Source organism: Hyphomonas beringensis, from assembly GCF_000682755.1.
Lineage (GTDB): Bacteria > Pseudomonadota > Alphaproteobacteria > Caulobacterales > Hyphomonadaceae > Hyphomonas > Hyphomonas beringensis.
This window is the reverse complement of the sequence record NZ_AWFF01000029.1, coordinates 31,981-47,219: the sequence shown is the minus strand read 5'-3', so window position 1 is coordinate 47,219 and position 15,239 is coordinate 31,981. Positions and strand designations below refer to the sequence as shown.

Annotated in this window: 13 protein-coding genes; 7 read left to right on the top strand and 6 right to left on the bottom strand. The window is 59.3% G+C overall.

The genetic code is table 11. The features are described 5' to 3' along the window. Positions 1–118: 118 nt before the first annotated feature. Entirely contained in the window at positions 119–1,099 is a 981-nt protein-coding gene (locus HY29_RS05575) for a GAF domain-containing protein (protein WP_034793808.1), read from the top strand. Positions 1,100–1,245: 146 nt separating this feature from the next. Further along, positions 1,246–2,769, top strand: coding sequence for an aldehyde dehydrogenase (adh, locus tag HY29_RS05570; protein WP_034793806.1), 1,524 nt, complete (start codon positions 1,246–1,248; stop codon positions 2,767–2,769). A gap of 174 nt (positions 2,770–2,943) precedes the next feature. On the opposite strand, the gene HY29_RS05565 is transcribed toward adh, so the two are convergent. Then, on the bottom strand, positions 2,944–3,708 hold the full coding sequence (locus tag HY29_RS05565) for a YoaK family protein (RefSeq protein ID WP_155838214.1): 765 nt from the start codon (positions 3,706–3,708) through the stop codon (positions 2,944–2,946). A gap of 160 nt (positions 3,709–3,868) precedes the next feature. Between HY29_RS05565 and HY29_RS05560 the strand changes: the two genes are divergently transcribed. Then, positions 3,869–4,252, top strand: a complete 384-nt coding sequence (locus HY29_RS05560; protein ID WP_034793801.1) for a DUF779 domain-containing protein — start codon at positions 3,869–3,871, stop codon at positions 4,250–4,252. A 6-nt stretch (positions 4,253–4,258) separates the two neighbouring features. Here the strand turns inward: HY29_RS05560 and HY29_RS05555 are convergent, their stop codons facing one another. The 4 genes from HY29_RS05555 to HY29_RS05540 form a co-directional block, all read right to left on the bottom strand. Next, complete coding sequence (locus HY29_RS05555) at positions 4,259–5,392, bottom strand: PA0069 family radical SAM protein (RefSeq protein ID WP_051601173.1); 1,134 nt, start codon at positions 5,390–5,392, stop codon at positions 4,259–4,261. 72 nt (positions 5,393–5,464) lie between these two features. After that, positions 5,465–5,872 carry a BLUF domain-containing protein gene (locus HY29_RS05550; protein WP_051601172.1) on the bottom strand — a complete coding sequence of 136 codons (408 nt, stop codon included), beginning with the start codon at positions 5,870–5,872 and terminating at the stop codon, positions 5,465–5,467. Between the two features lie 85 nt (positions 5,873–5,957). Continuing rightward, positions 5,958–6,554 (bottom strand): TIGR04282 family arsenosugar biosynthesis glycosyltransferase, encoded by a 597-nt coding sequence (locus tag HY29_RS05545; protein WP_034793799.1) that lies wholly within the window; start codon positions 6,552–6,554, stop codon positions 5,958–5,960. Beyond that, the gene (locus HY29_RS05540) at positions 6,554–7,237 is read right to left on the bottom strand and encodes a TIGR04283 family arsenosugar biosynthesis glycosyltransferase (protein ID WP_034793797.1); all 684 of its coding nucleotides are present in this window, start codon (positions 7,235–7,237) and stop codon (positions 6,554–6,556) included. Before HY29_RS05540 ends, HY29_RS05545 begins: the two co-directional genes overlap by 1 nt. 84 nt (positions 7,238–7,321) lie before the next feature. Between HY29_RS05540 and HY29_RS05535 the strand changes: the two genes are divergently transcribed. Next, complete coding sequence (locus HY29_RS05535; RefSeq protein WP_034793795.1) at positions 7,322–7,798, top strand: hemerythrin domain-containing protein; 477 nt, start codon at positions 7,322–7,324, stop codon at positions 7,796–7,798. Between the two features lie 3 nt (positions 7,799–7,801). Here HY29_RS05535 and HY29_RS05530 read toward each other — a convergent pair whose 3' ends face one another. Next, complete coding sequence (locus HY29_RS05530) at positions 7,802–8,590, bottom strand: uracil-DNA glycosylase (RefSeq protein ID WP_034793788.1); 789 nt, start codon at positions 8,588–8,590, stop codon at positions 7,802–7,804. A 93-nt stretch (positions 8,591–8,683) separates the two neighbouring features. Here HY29_RS05530 and HY29_RS05525 point away from each other — a divergent pair, with 93 nt between their 5' ends. From HY29_RS05525 to HY29_RS05515, 3 genes are all read left to right on the top strand, one after another. Next, positions 8,684–10,366: an electron transfer flavoprotein-ubiquinone oxidoreductase gene (locus HY29_RS05525; protein ID WP_034793787.1), complete on the top strand. Its 1,683-nt coding sequence runs from the start codon at positions 8,684–8,686 to the stop codon at positions 10,364–10,366. 136 nt (positions 10,367–10,502) lie between these two features. After that, entirely contained in the window at positions 10,503–12,419 is a 1,917-nt protein-coding gene (locus HY29_RS05520) for a tetratricopeptide repeat protein (protein WP_034793785.1), read from the top strand. Between the two features lie 101 nt (positions 12,420–12,520). Continuing rightward, entirely contained in the window at positions 12,521–15,172 is a 2,652-nt protein-coding gene (locus HY29_RS05515; RefSeq protein WP_155838213.1) for a penicillin-binding protein 1A, read from the top strand. Positions 15,173–15,239: the final 67 nt, after the last annotated feature.

Below are 15,239 nucleotides of genomic sequence, written 5' to 3'. Positions count from 1 at the left end.
GGGGCGTTTTTCCTTGGGTGTTTGGTGCGTGCCAGCCGGCGGCACGCTGTGGGAGCGGTGGAAGAGGCCGTATTGAGGTGGCGTGCACGGGGCGCGGCCATGTGCTAATATTTGGGGGATGAGCAAGGAAAAGACCCCCACAGACCCCGCGGCACATGCAGAACGCGTGCGGTCCATCGCTCTGTCTCGCAGCGCGGCGGCGCAGTCGAGCCTGGCGGCATCCTGGGCGCGATCCATGAGAACCTATGGCCTGGAGCCTGACGCCAGAAAAGTCGAGGCGCGGCTTGGCCAAGCCGAATTGCGGGAGCGCCGCGATGCCCTGGGCCGCATTCTGGCAACTTCTGCCCCTGTCATGGACCGGCTGCATGCGAGTCTCGGCCTGGCGGGCTGCAGCGTGTTCCTGTCAGACACGAAGGGCGTTGTGGTGGACCACCGCACGCCGGATGGCGATGAGGAGGCATTCCGGGCGGCGGGGCTGTACGAGGGCTGGGTTTGGTCTGAAGCGGTACAAGGCACCAATGGCATCGGCACCTGCATCGCCGAAGAGCGCGCCGTCACGATTTTCCGCGACCAGCATTTCAAGGACAGCAACACGGTGATGAGCTGTATGGGCGCGCCGGTATTTGATGAGCATGGTAGCCTGGCTGCGGTGCTGGACGTGTCATCCTGCCGGGAAGACCTGACGCAGCCCTTTGCGACGCTGATCGCGCAGACCGTGATGGATGCGGCGCGCCAGATAGAGGCAGACCACTTCCAGACGGCCTTCGCCAATCGGCGGATTATTCGCGGCGATGGCGACGGCCAGCGTGGCACGGTCCTGCTGGCGGTGGACGGTGATGATCTGGTTGTCGGCGCAACGCGCATGGCGCGGCATGTCTATGGGCTGACTGAGGAGGCGTTTCAGTCTCCGCGTCCGGCAGGTGATGTGTTCGGCGATTCCGAGCATCGTGGGGTAGGCCTGGACAGTGCAGAGCGCCGAGAATTGAAGCGCGCGATCGCCCGCGCCAATGGAAACATGACGGCTGTCGCGCAGATGCTGGGCATCAGCCGGGCCACGCTTTACCGCCGCATGGACCGCCACGGACTGACGCGCGGCTGATTTTCCGTCTCACACTGTCTCAACCCTGAGACAGTTTCCTCTTCTTCTCGTTCCCGTAATGATGACAGCGGCCCGTCGCCGCCGGACACTGGCCCCAAGTCTTCGCACCTATGACGAAGAATGCCAGACACCGGAGGAAATTTCAGATGGCCGACACTCAGATTCTTGATTCCACATCCATGACTGCTCCGTTCAAGGAGAAGTATGACAACTTTATTGGCGGCAAATTCGTCGCCCCTCAGAATGGACGGTATTTCGATAATACGTCTCCCGTCACGGGCAAGGTGATCTGCCAGATCGCTCGCTCTGATGCCGGAGACATCGAGCTTGCCCTCGACGCAGCCCATGCCGCGAAGGAGGCGTGGGGACGCACCTCGCCGGCAGAGCGCGCCAATATTCTGAACAAGATAGCGGATGTGATGGAGGAAAACCTCGAACATCTCGCCACTTGTGAGACCTGGGACAATGGTAAGCCAATCCGCGAGACCATGGCAGCAGACCTGCCGCTGGCCGTGGACCATTTCCGCTATTTCGCAGGCTGCATTCGCGCGCAGGAAGGTGGCATTTCCGAAATCGACCATGACACGATTGCCTATCACTTCCATGAGCCGCTGGGCGTGGTGGGTCAGATCATTCCCTGGAATTTCCCGCTGCTAATGGCGGTGTGGAAACTTGCGCCGGCCCTGGCGGCCGGGAACTGCGTTGTGCTGAAGCCGGCAGAGCAGACACCTGCCGCCATCATGGTGCTGGCAGAACTGATCGGTGACCTCCTCCCCGCCGGTGTTCTGAACATCGTGAACGGCTTTGGCCTGGAGGCGGGCAAGCCGCTCGCCTCCAGCAAGCGCATCGCCAAGATTGCCTTTACAGGTGAGACGACAACCGGGCGCCTGATTATGCAGTATGCGTCTGAAAACCTGATCCCGGTTACGCTGGAACTTGGTGGCAAGTCTCCGAACATCTTCTTTGAAGACGTGATGCGCGCCGATGATGACTATCTAGACAAGGCGATTGAGGGCTTTGTCATGTTTGCGCTGAACCAGGGCGAGGTCTGCACCTGCCCATCCCGCGCACTGATCCATGAGAAGATCTATGACCGCTTCATGGAACGCGCCCTGAAACGCGTCGAGGCGATCAAGCAAGGCAACCCTCTGGACCCGGCGACCATGATCGGCGCGCAGGCCAGTTCGGAGCAGAAGGAAAAGATCCTCTCCTATTTCGACATTGGCCGTCAGGAAGGCGCCGAAGTGTTGATCGGCGGCGAGGCGGCAAATCATGGCGGAGAGCTTTCAGGAGGCTTTTACGTCAAGCCCACGGTTCTGAAAGGGCACAACAAGATGCGTGTGTTCCAGGAAGAAATCTTTGGGCCAGTCGTTTCCGTTACGACGTTCAAGGACAATGACGAGGCGCTCTCCATTGCCAATGATACGCTGTATGGCTTGGGAGCTGGCGTGTGGAGCCGTGAGGCGAATACCTGCTATCGCTTTGGCCGCGCCATTCAGGCAGGGCGCGTGTGGACCAATTGCTATCACGCCTATCCGGCCCATGCGGCCTTTGGCGGCTATAAGCAATCCGGCATCGGACGTGAAAACCACGCCAAGATGCTGGACCATTACCAGCAGACCAAGAACATGCTGGTGTCCTACTCTCCGAAAAAGCTCGGCTTCTTCTGAGAGATGGTGTGATGCGTGGCGGTGCCGGTTTGTGGCCCGGCGCCGCCTGTATGGCCAGTTCTTCCTGCTTACAGTCGCAGTGCAAGAATAGCGGCGCAGCTTTCCTTTACGTTCGCGCTTTAGAGTATGGCCTGAATTCCGCATTATACGGCGAAATCGGGTGCCCGGCAGGCATCAGTCCTCCAGCGCCTCGTCGTCTTCGGGCCTGACCAGCCCGGTCAGCAAGGCGATGACGACGATTGTGATCACGGCGGTCGGAAGGGAGATCGAGACGGCAAGAGGCGCGTGGATGACCATCAATGCCCCTGCGAACGCCCCGCTCAGGACGCTGAGCAATGTGGCCAAAGGGACCACCATCTCACGCCAGTTCGCGCGCCCAGCGATTACATCGGCCACCGTTCCCGCGAGCGTCACCAGCATTCCGCTCAGGAACGTGCGAACATAGAAATCCATATTCCCGCTGAAAGAATGATTGATCATGCCCATTGCCGCGGCCAGAGCCACCAGCGTCAGGTATTCGTGGCCGCCCATTACCAGATTGACTGTCGAGGCACCGAGAACCCCCGCGACCAGCGCCAGCGACGCCGGATCGCGCCGCGGTTCGCCCGCATTCACCAGGCGACCAATGACGCTCCCCACAAAGAAGGCGAGAACCGCACCGGTAATTTTCAAAGACGTTGTACCGTCGCCATTCGCGACACTGGTCACGATTTTGGTAAGGTTGCCGCTCATGAAAGAGGGAAACATCCGGATCGAGGACAGCAAGGCAAGATATCCGACCGCATCGACATATCCGGCAACAGAGTTGAGTATCAGCGATACAAATCCTTGCGGCACAGACAGGCGCGCGAAATGTTGTCTCATTTCGGTATCCCGCCTACGGGATTCGGAATTCTGCGGCATCAAGATGTCCCGACTGTTTTTCGTTTCGTCGGACACCGGCAGGTCCGCCTGGATATGTCTTAGGCCCAAGGTACCGCGTATCAAAAGCACTATGTCATCGCAGACCAATAATTATATTGACCATTTGCCAAAGGATATTTCCTTTATCTGGAAGAGATCAATGATGTCTTCGGCAAAATGGTGGAAGGACAGATAGATGGACGGATCGTCCTCGACTTCGCCTGGCATACCGGAGCGTGTGATTGCGACAGACGCGGCACGCGGACTTATTGCGGAGATCCGGCAGGACCATCCCGACATCATTTTTCATCAGTCGGGCGGGTGCTGTGATGGCTCCAGCCCGATGTGCTATCCAGCGGATGAGTTCAGGATTGGCGAGGGCGATGTGAAGCTGGGCGACATTGATGGTGTGCCGGTCTATATTTCCGGTAGCCAGTTCGAGGCGTGGAAACACACGCAGCTGATCCTGGATGTCGTGCCGGGTCGCGGTGGCATGTTCTCTCTGGATAATGGCCGTGAGCGGAGGTTTCTGTCGCGCGGGCGGGTCTTCACTGCGCAAGAACTGGCGGCGCTTGGCTGAGGCGCGCTAGACGTCCAGGCGCAGCTGGCCGCCTGCATCTTCCATCGGACGGAAAATGTCTGTGCGCAGGGGCTTACGGTTCTGGTTCATGCCCAGCTTTTGCGCGGCGCGGGCAAAGCGCTTGGAAATCAATTCCGCCATCGGTCCACGGCCCGTGCCGCGCTCGAACCATTTGGCGTCATAATCCTTCCCGCCCCGCATTTCGCGCAGCAGGTTGATAACCCGGGCCGCCCGGTCCGGCACGTGCTGGGCCAGCCATTCATGGAACAGATCCTTGATCTCATAGGGCAGGCGCAGCAGCACATAGCCAGCACCGGTCGCGCCATGATCGGCGGCGGCCTCCAGCAGGGTTTCAATCTCGTGATCATTGAGGCCGGGAATGATCGGCGCCGTCATCACGGTGACAGGAATGCCTGCATCCGTCAGGGCCTTGATTGTGTCGAGCCGGCGCTGGGGCGTGGCGGCGCGCGGCTCCATCTTGCGGGCAAGCGTGCGGTCCAGCGTGGTGAGGGAGATGCCGACACGCACAATCGGCGCGTGGGCCATCGGCGCGATCAGGTCAATGTCCCGCTGGATGAGGGCTGACTTGGTCAACAGGCTGACAGGGTGGCGATACTTTGCCAGCACTTCCAGCAGGCTGCGGGTCAGGCCAAGCTCGCGCTCGATGGGCTGGTAGGCGTCGGTATTTATGCCAAGCGCGATAGGGCGGGGCAGGTAGCCGGGCTTTGACAATTCCCGCTTCAACAGCTCCACCGCATTGTCCTTGAAGAACAGCTTGCTCTCGAAATCGAGCCCCGGTGATAGACCGCCCCAGGCATGAGAGGGACGGGCGAAGCAATAGATGCACCCATGCTCGCAGCCGCGATACGGGTTTACCGAGCGGTCAAAATGGATGTCCGGTGACTTGTTGAAGGTGATGATCGTGCGGGCGGTATCCTTCATCAGCTGGGTTTCCAGCCGCCCGGCGTCTTCCTCTATAGTGCCCCAGCCATCGTCAAAAGCCTCATGCGTTTCCTTTTCGAAACGGCCTGTCTGATTGGAGATGGCGCCGCGACCGCGTTGCTGAAAGCGCTCGCTGACCTGCTGCGTATCGAGCAGGGTGATGCGGCCTTTGGGCTGGAGTTTCTGACCTGTCCTCATGGGCGGGAGTTCGCCACAAGGAATGGAACAAATCAAGAACAAATGTTTGGGCAGTCTGGATTTCCTGTGAAATCAGATGCCCTTCAGCTGCTCAAAATTGTCGAGCACACGCCGCACATGCTCTGGCAGCTCACCCTCAAGAATGTCTGACATGTTCTCAGCTGTGGTGCGGCCGGGAGCCTTGCTTTGCGGTGAAACGCGGTGAGCCATGGCCCATGTCTTGAAGATGCGCTCTTTCATCTCTTCCTGCAGCACAGTCACCACGGAGACGTGGCGTCTATCCATGTTGATGTGCATGAAGAGCTGTTCGATCTCTTTTCGAGGGCCTTCCAGGACCTGCAGGAAGTTGAGCCCGTTGAAGAGAAGGACACCGGTAATGTCTCGCGTTGCATTATTACGCTGAGCGGTGGCTATGATATTTTCAAGATCGTCAGCCGCAATCGCATCAGACGCCGTGCTGACATAAATCAATCGATACATAATGTGCCTGTAAATTCCTAACCTGACGATAGTTTGGACACGTCTTTGCGGGGCATGGCCATAACATGGATTAAATACAGAGCGTTCAGCAGTGAAACCAGTTCTTCCAGTCTGTTTGCTCATCAATATCCTGAAGCTGTTGCATTATTTGCACGCACCAGTGAGCGGGCAGATTTTCCCGGAGGTCTGCCATGGCGTGGGGGCCTGACCAGCGGACGTTCTGGAAGATCGCGGGCAGGCTAGGGCGCTTGTTGAGGCCGAACAACCAGAAGCCACCATCCTCTGCCGGACCAAACACTGCGTCATTGCGGGCGAGCGCCCTTACGGCCTGACGGATCAGGGCAGGCGAAATGTCTGGCGCGTCCGTGCCGATGAAAAGCACGGGGCCGTTGGGCGCTTCGGAGAGGCCTTTGGCGAGTTTCTCCGTCAGTGTGCCGGGCCCTTGGTCATGACGGGGAATGTGTGCGGGCCACAGGCCACCCAGGCTCTCCCCCAGTGCTGAGCGCGGCGAGAGATAGAGATGTGTGTCGCATCCGCTGGCGAGGGCGGCGCGCATGGTGCGGGCCAAGGTAAAATGGGCGATCCTGCGCGCTTCGGTCAGGCCGACACCCGCAGCGAGGCGTGTCTTGGCAAGGCCCATGCGGGGCGGCTTGGCATAGATCAGAAGTCGCGCCCGGCGCATCAGCGATAAGCCTTTGCAAGCGTGTCCGGCTTGGCGCCCATCATGAAGCGCGTCAGCAGGAAGGCGTTGCGCCATGCCCGCTTGCGCCAGCCATCACGCTCATACTTTGCGGCAGATGTGCGGGCCTCTGCATCCAGGAAAACGAGGCGAGACTTTCCGATGGCGCGCATAATCATCACGTCTTCCATCAGGGGCGACTCCGGGTAGCCGCCGATCTGTTCGTAGAGCTGGCGGGAGATCAGCAGGCCCTGATCGCCATAGGGCAGGCCGAGCCAGCGGGCCCGGCGGTTGGCGCGCTTTTCCAGCCAGCGGGCCGCGCGGGCATCTGAGCGGTATTTCAGGGTGAAGGCAGCGGCTTTGTCCGGCCGCGTGTCGATATGATTGCCGACGCGCTCTGCCCACTCTCTTGAGAGCTGCGTGTCGGCGTGGAGAAAGAGCAGCCAGTCCCCACGCGCAGCCCCGGCCCCGGCGGCAAGTTGTGCCCCGCGTCCCTTCACGCCCGTCACCAGTGTCGCGCCCGTGTCACCGGCAATCCGGGCCGTGGCATCTTCCGAGCCTCCATCGGCGACAATCACCTCACGGATCAGCCCCAACTCCAGCCCCGGCATCAGGCATTGGAGGCACTCCGGCAGTTCGTCCGCGGCATTCAGTGTGGGGATGATGACGGAAAGTGGAGCAGGCATGCGGGCGGTCTATCAGGAAGCGAAGGGGAGAGGAACAAGTCGCGGTTTTAAGCATTATTCAGGCAGACGGAAGGATTCCCTCACATGCCTACGATTTATGAAACCCTGAAGACCGATCATGACAAGCATCGCCACCTGCTTTCGCGCCTCGCAGAGACAGAAGGCGACTCCCCGGAGAGGCAGGAACTCTGGAAGGAATTCTACTATGATGTCGGGGGGCATGCCGCTGCGGAGGAAGAGACCTTCTACAGCCCGCTAATGGAGACGGAAGACGGCCAGCCCAAGGGCCGGCACTCAGTTGCAGAGCACAAGGAGCTGGACGACATCATCCAGGAGCTGGACGAGATGGAGATGAGTTCCCCGGGCTGGCTGACACGCTTCAAGACGCTGCGCCATGATTACGAGCACCATATTGATGAGGAAGAGACGGAAATCTTCCCGGTTGCCAAGGAAACCATTGGTAATGATGAATTCGGCGAAATGGCCGCCGCCTTCAAGAAACGCAAACAGGAAGAGATGGACCTGGTGGACGAGAAGGCCGAGGGCGCGCTCGAAGAATAGGTCTTAGCCGCCCAATTCGTTCAATCGCTTTTCAACAAGCAGCAAATCCCGCCATGCGCGGGATTTGTCTTGTGGGCGACGCAAAAGATAGGCGGGATGCAGAATCGGGATCAGGGGAACGCTGAAGCCGCTTGCTGTCGTGTAGACATGTTCCGTGCCGCGCAGACGCATGATGCCGTTTGAGCTGTCCAGCAGGTATTTGGCCGGAACACCGCCCGCCGCCACAATCAGGGTGGGCTTTGCCAGTTCGATCATTCTGTCCACAAAGGGACGGCAGACAGCCAGTTCCTCGTCTTCCGGATTGCGGTTTCCGGGCGGGCGCCAATAGTTCACATTGGTGATGAAGGCATTTTCGGTGCGGTCGCGGTGAATGGCGGCCAGCATCTTGTCCAGCAACTGACCAGCCTTGCCGACAAAGGGCAGGCCTTTGCGGTCCTCTTCTGCGCCGGGGCCTTCGCCGATAATCATCAGACTGGCGCCTGGTGTGCCATCATAGACGACGGTGTTTTCCGCACCCTGTTTCAGGGGGCTGCCGTCAAATTTCTCAATGGCGGCTTTGAGCGTTTCGACCGAATCACAGGCAATCGCGGCCTTTTCTGCCTCTTCGACCCAATTGATTTTCTTGCGGCGGGGGCGGCGGACAGGTGCTGCCGCAGCGGTTGCGGCAGGTGGTGCAGAACGCTCAGCGACCTTCAAATACGCCTGTACAGAGGCGTCATCGACCTCCACGCCCATGTCATCCCACCACTCGGCAAGTGCTTTAAATGCATCAATTGACGCAGGGGCTGGCATATGGACGCTCTGGACCTTCCTGATAGACGCTGTAATTGCTTAAACAAATGGGCTTAGAGCGGGCACCTTATCACCCGCAAGGAGGAGAAACCAATGGCTGATGACGCTATTGAGCGCGAGTCGATGGAATATGATCTGGTCATTGTCGGTGGTGGACCGGCTGGCCTGTCGGCAGCAATTCGCTTCAAGCAACTGGCTAATGAGGCTGGCGAGGATCTTTCGGTTGTCGTGATCGAAAAGGGCGGCGAGATCGGCGCGCACATTCTTTCCGGCGTGGTGATGGATCCGGTCGGTCTGGACAAGCTGCTGCCTGGCTGGCGTGAGCGCGATGACCGCCCGCTGAAAACCGAAGTGACGGCTGATAAGTTCAAATTCCTTGGACCGAACGGCGAGGCCGACATTTCCTGGCTGCCAATGCCAGGCTTCATGAAGAACCATGGCAATTTCACCGGCTCGCTGGCAAATGTCGCGCGCTGGCTGGGCCAGGAAGCCGAGAATCTCGGCGTGGAGGTCTTTCCGGGCTTTGCCGCGTCTGATGTGGTTCTGGGCGAGAATGGCGAAGTCAAAGGCATTGTGGCTGGCGTCATGGGCATTGCGGCCGATGGTTCCCACAAGCCGGACTATGAGCCAGGCATGGAATTGCTGGGCAAATATGTGCTGTTCGCTGAAGGCGCGCGGGGCTCTCTCACCAAGCAGCTGATTTCCAAGTTCAATCTGGATGAAGGCCGTGACCCGCAGAAATTCGGCATTGGCCTGAAAGAGCTGTGGTCTGTTCCGGAAGAGAATTTCCAGGAAGGCTATGTCCAGCACACAATGGGCTGGCCGCTCGACAACTCAACTGGCGGCGGCAGCTTCCTGTACCACTTCCGCGACAATGGTGAGCCGTTCATCTCGGTCGGCTTTGTGGTTCACCTTAACTATGCCAACCCGTACATCTCACCGTATCAGGAATTCCAGCGCTTCAAGCACCATGATGCCGTGCTGCCTCACCTGAAGGGCGGCAAGCGCGTGGCCTATGGCGCGCGGGCGATCACCGAGGGCGGCTTCCAGTCCGTTCCGAAGCTGGCCTTCCCAGGCGGCGCGCTGATCGGATGTGGTGCTGGCTTTGTGAACGTGCCGCGTATCAAGGGCAGCCACAATGCCATCCTGACCGGCATGATGGGGGCTGAAGCGGCATTTGAGGCTATCAAGGAAGGCCGTCAGGGCGACGTGCTGACCGCTTATGAGGACGCCTACAAGAAGTCTTCCGTCTACAAGGAGCTGAAGCAGGTGCGGAATGTGAAGCCGCTCTGGTCGAAGCTCGGCACAGTCTTCGGCATTCCTATGGGCGGTCTGGAGATGTGGATTTCCAGCCTGTTTGGTGGTTTCTCCTTCTTCGGCACGCTGAAGCACGGCAAGACCGACGCGGCGAGCCTGAAGCCGGCGAAAAACTTCAAGCCGATCGATTATCCAAAGCCCGATGGCGTGATCAGCTTCGACAAGCTGACCAATGTTTCCTTCACCAACACCTATCACGGGGAAGACCAGCCGGTTCACCTTGTCGTGAAGGACATGGCCCTGCAGAAGGCCTCTGAACATGATGTCTATGCGGGCCCGTCCGCGCGCTACTGCCCGGCAGGCGTGTATGAGTGGATTGAGGAGGGCGGTGAGCTGAAGTTCCAGATCAACTCCCAGAACTGCATCCACTGCAAGACCTGTGACATCAAGGATCCGAATCTGAACATCAACTGGACCGTGCCGGAAGGCGGCGGCGGCCCGGCATATCCGAATATGTAATCTGTGAGATTACAATGACTTCAGATAAGCGCGGCAGGCCAGAAACCTGCCGCGCTTTCTCCATCTAATGCCTTGCTCTTGCCGCATGGCACTGCTTCACTCACGGTAGAACCCGAACCCGGAGTGACTCATTCACATGCACCGTCGACTGCTCATCGCCGCTTCCGCCCTGTCCATCTCTCTGGCTCTGGGCGCCTGCGCCACGGAGCCTGCCCCTGCGCGGCCTTCCGTGGAGACCGTTCAGGCGGAATTCTCAATCCCGCTATCGGATGCCGCCCTGGCGACCGCAGTGCTTGATGAGGCCGGAAAGCCTGTCGGCGCGGATGGCTATGATATGCCCGTCGACGCCGTAAAGGCGGGCGACATGGCGGCCTTCCTACAGATGATCAAAGCGCTGCCGGAGGAAGACCGGAATGTGAGCCCTCTGTTTGCGGCTTTCCTAGCGATTGACCGTGCAGCCGCTGGGGATACTGAATCGGCCCGCGCCATTCTGGATGCGTCGTCTGTTGCGACAGGCGAGGAGGGCGAGACCAGCTTCTACGCCTATCTGGACGCCTGGCTGCTGGCCCTGGAAAACAAGCCGGATGAAGCAATTGAGCGCCATCGCATGGCGTCATCTTCCATGCCAGGCCTGACGGGAGACCTGTCTCTGGCAGCCATGCTGGAAGCCCTGGGCCGCCCGGAACAGGCGCTTGCGGTGTATGAGTATCTGACGCCCAGCAAGATTGAGGCGCCTGAGCACCAGTTCGACCCCAAAGGACTGCTCTATGGCCATGTGAAGACGGTGATCCAGCGTCATGCTCTGTTGCTGCAGCGTCTTGGCCGCGTGGAAGAAGCGCAGGCTGTTTACCAGCAGTTGGCCGATGCTGAGCCGGAGGAGGCGATCAGCTATGCCGCAGCAATCGAGAGCCTGAAGACCGGCAAGAATCTGGACAATGATCCGCTGAATGTCCGCTCCGCCTTTACCCAGTCTCTGGCGGATGTGTCGCGTGCCCTGCAGGAGCAGCGCTATATCCGCACCATCATGATGGGCGGGCGGATTGACGGTTTCGATGACCAGCGTTCGTCCTTCGATCAGATCGCACTGCTCGTCTATCCGGGTGACAATGATCTGCGCGCGGCTATCATTGCAGAGATGTATCAAAGCGCCCTGTATGAAGGCGTGGCCCATACCGCTCTCAGTGCGCCAGAGCCGACGCCGACGCTGGAGATTTCGGCCGCGCAGGCGCTGATCATGCTGGACCGCAAGGATGAGGCCCGCAAAGCGATCGATGCGGCACTCGACCTTTCAGATGAGGATGATCGCCTCTCGACCCTCTACGGCGCGCTACAGCTGACAACGCTGTTAGAAGACGAAGAGCAGTCCGTTGAACTGGTCGATGAAGTCATCGAACTGGCGGAAAATCCGGCCGAACTTGCTGCGGCCCATGGGCTGGCGGCTGAGATTAACGGCCAGTTCGGCGATTTGGAACAGGCGGCAATCCATGCCGAAAAAGCTCGCGAGCTGGACGATACGCATGATCGACGCATGATGCTGGCAGATGCGCTGGGCAAGATCGGCAAGATCAATGAAGCGCTGACCATCCTGCGGACAGAGCGGCTGGCCCGCCCGAATGACCCGTACACGCTGAACTCGCTCGGCTATTTCCTGATCATGCATACCGACAAGCAGGATGAGGGCTTCAAGGTGCTGCACCGTGCCCGCGCACTGGCGGACCGCGACCCCTACATCACGGATTCTCTTGGCTGGGCCTATTTCAAACTGGGGCACCTTGATGAGGCGCGCAAGCTGATCGAGATGTCTCGCCAGGAATTGCAGCCGCACCGCCATTGGGAAATCGAGACGCATCTGGGCGATATCTATTGGTACCAGGGTGACAAGGAAGCGGCCCGTGAGGCCTGGCAGTACGCGCTGGATAACCATCCGCCTGCAAAGGAACGTGCTGATCTGGAAGCGAAGCTGGCCGATGGCCTGACAGAGCCTGCGCCTGAAAAACGTAAACTGCCGGATGTCTCCATAAGTGATGGCGCGGTTGATCGGCAGGATATCTGACGCAATTGTCAGGCAGCTGAACCCTTCCACAGGCCATAGGTGCGCCTTACTATCGCCGGAAACCAATGCGATTCCGCGAAGCGTCAGCTGACGGGAAGATTATGTCGAATTTCTCAAATCCTCATATGGAAGAGCCGGAAGGCGAAAAGCGGTTCCTGCCTGGTCCGCCCTGGGTCTGGACCTGGGCACGCCGCCTGATCATTCTGGGCTTTGTCCTGGGCGTCATAGGCATGATCGCCTTGTGGCTCTACTTTGCTGCCCTTGGCCGGTCGGTGCCTTCAGTGGAAAAGCTGAAACAGTATGAGCCGCCGATTACCTCGCGCGTTCACGCTGGCGATGGAACGCTGATTGCGGAATTCGCGGATCAGCACCGGGTCTTCGTGCCGTATGAATCCATGCCGACGCATGTCGTGCAGGCATTTGTGGCGGCCGAGGACAAGAACTTCTTCACTCACCATGGCCTCGACTATGTCGGCATTGCACGTGGTGCGGTGAATTCTGCCAAGAACAAGATTACCGGCTCAGGCGGCCTGCAGGGCGGGTCGACGATTACCCAGCAGGTGGCCAAGAACATGCTGCTGACTCGGGACCAGAACCTCCAGCGCAAGGCGAAGGAAGCCATCGTTGCGCAGCGTATGGAGAAAGAGTTCACCAAGGAACAGATCCTGGAGCTGTATCTGAACGAGATTTATCTCGGTTATCGCTCCTATGGGGTTGGCTCCGCCGCGCTGAACTATTTCGACAAGTCGCTTCCGGAACTGGATCTGTCCGAAGCTGCTATTCTGGCCTCACTGGCCAAAGCGCCTTCCGCCGTGAACCCGTACAGCCGCCCGGAACGCCTTCTGGCGCGCCGCAACTATGTGCTCGGCCGGATGGTGGAAGATGGCTACATCACGCAGGAAGAAGCGGACGAGGCCATGGCCCAGCCGCTATCGACCACACGGCGCTTGAAAGGTCCGGAATATGCCGCTGCGACCTATTTCGTGCAGGAATTGCGCAAGGACCTTATCAAGAGTTATGGCGAAGACACGCTGCAACAGGGCGGCCTGTCCATTCGCTCTACCATCGATACGCGGCTGCAACTGGCCGCGCAGGAAGCGCTCCAGAACGGCCTGATCGCCTATGACCGCCGCCATGGCTGGCGCGGACCGATTACGACGCTGAATCCAAAGGATGGTGATGTTCTGGAACAGCTGCAAGCGGTTGAGCTGCCCGGCGGCTATGGCACCTGGGAAGCTGCCCTTGTCACAAGCGTTGGCTCGAATGGAGCTGAACTGACGCTGACAGATGGCGAAACCATTCCGATGCCAGCTGAAGAAGTTAAGTGGGCGGCCACCTACAAGCCGGAAGGCGCGAAGGCTGGCCTGCAGGTCGGTCAGGTCATCCTGGCTGAATTCAAGCGCAAGGAAGTCGACACGTCCAAGTCAGAGAAGGCGCAAAAGCCGGCAAAAGAAGAGGGCGACCTGGCCGAGACTGCAGATGAGGATGACATCAAGCTGGTTCCGATCGGCAATGCCATTCTGCGCCAGGTCCCGGCCGTGGATGGCGGCTTGGTCGCGCTGGACCCGCATACCGGCCGTATTCTGGCGATGCAGGGCGGTTATTCCTTCTTCAAGTCCAGCTACAACCGCGTGACACAGGCCAAGCGCCAGCCGGGGTCCAGCTTCAAGCCCTTTGTTTATGCGGCGGCGCTTGAGCGTGGCTATACGCCAGCCTCTCGCATGCTGGACGCTCCCTTTGTGGCCTTTGACGTTTCTACGAATGATTACTGGCGTCCGTCCAACTATACCGAAGGGCGCACCTACGGCATGGTGACCCTGCGGATCGCGCTTGAGAAATCGCTGAACCTTGTGACGGCTCGCGTCGCGCAAGATATCGGTATGGAAGCGGTGTCGAATCTGGCCGTGCGCCTGGGCGTCTATGAAGAGCTGCCGCCATATCCGGCGATGTCTCTGGGCGCAGGCGATGCCTATCTGATTGACATGGCGCGCGGCTATGCCGGCTTCGTCAATGGCGGCAAGAAGATTACCCCGACGCTGCTGGACCGTGTGCAGGACCGTCACGGCCGGACCCTGTTCCGCCATGATGAGCGTGCCTGCGATGGTTGTGAGGCCGAGGAATGGGACGGGCAGGAACCGCCTCAGCTGGCCGAGATTGGCGAGCAGGTTCTGGATCCGATCGTCGCGTATCAGGTGACCCATATGCTGGAAGGCGTTGTCGAGCGCGGCACAGGCCGCCGGGCACGGCGCGTGGGCAAGCCGCTCGCGGGCAAGACGGGTACGACGGATGATTATCGCGATGCCGTGTTCATGGGCTTCTCACCTGACCTGGTGGTTGGTGTGCGCGTTGGTTTCGATGACAACCATTCTTTGGGCGAAGGCGAAGCGGGTGGCTCGGTTGCCGCACCCATCTTTACGGACTTTATGGAAAAAGCGCTGGAAAATGAGCCCGCGATTCCGTTCCGTATTCCCCCCGGCGTACGGTTGGTGAAGATTGATGCTCGCACAGGAGATCTGCCGGGACCGAGCACGGATGTCATCATTGATGAAGCTTTCCGCCCTGGAACCGAGCCTGGCATGAATGCTTTCCGTGATACCAGCGATTGCCTGTCTATCTCTGGCACCTGTGGCAATACAGGCGGCGTTTCCAGCGGCTTTGACCCTGAGCGTGACGCAGGCATTGTCGATGAGCCCAACCCGCTGGGCCCGCAGGCGGAAAAACCTGCGGACGACAATCTGGACGGTATCTTCTGACGTAATTACGATTTTGACGCTGTGAGGTGGGCAGGCTATAGCCCGCCTCTCAGATTTTGGACCGACA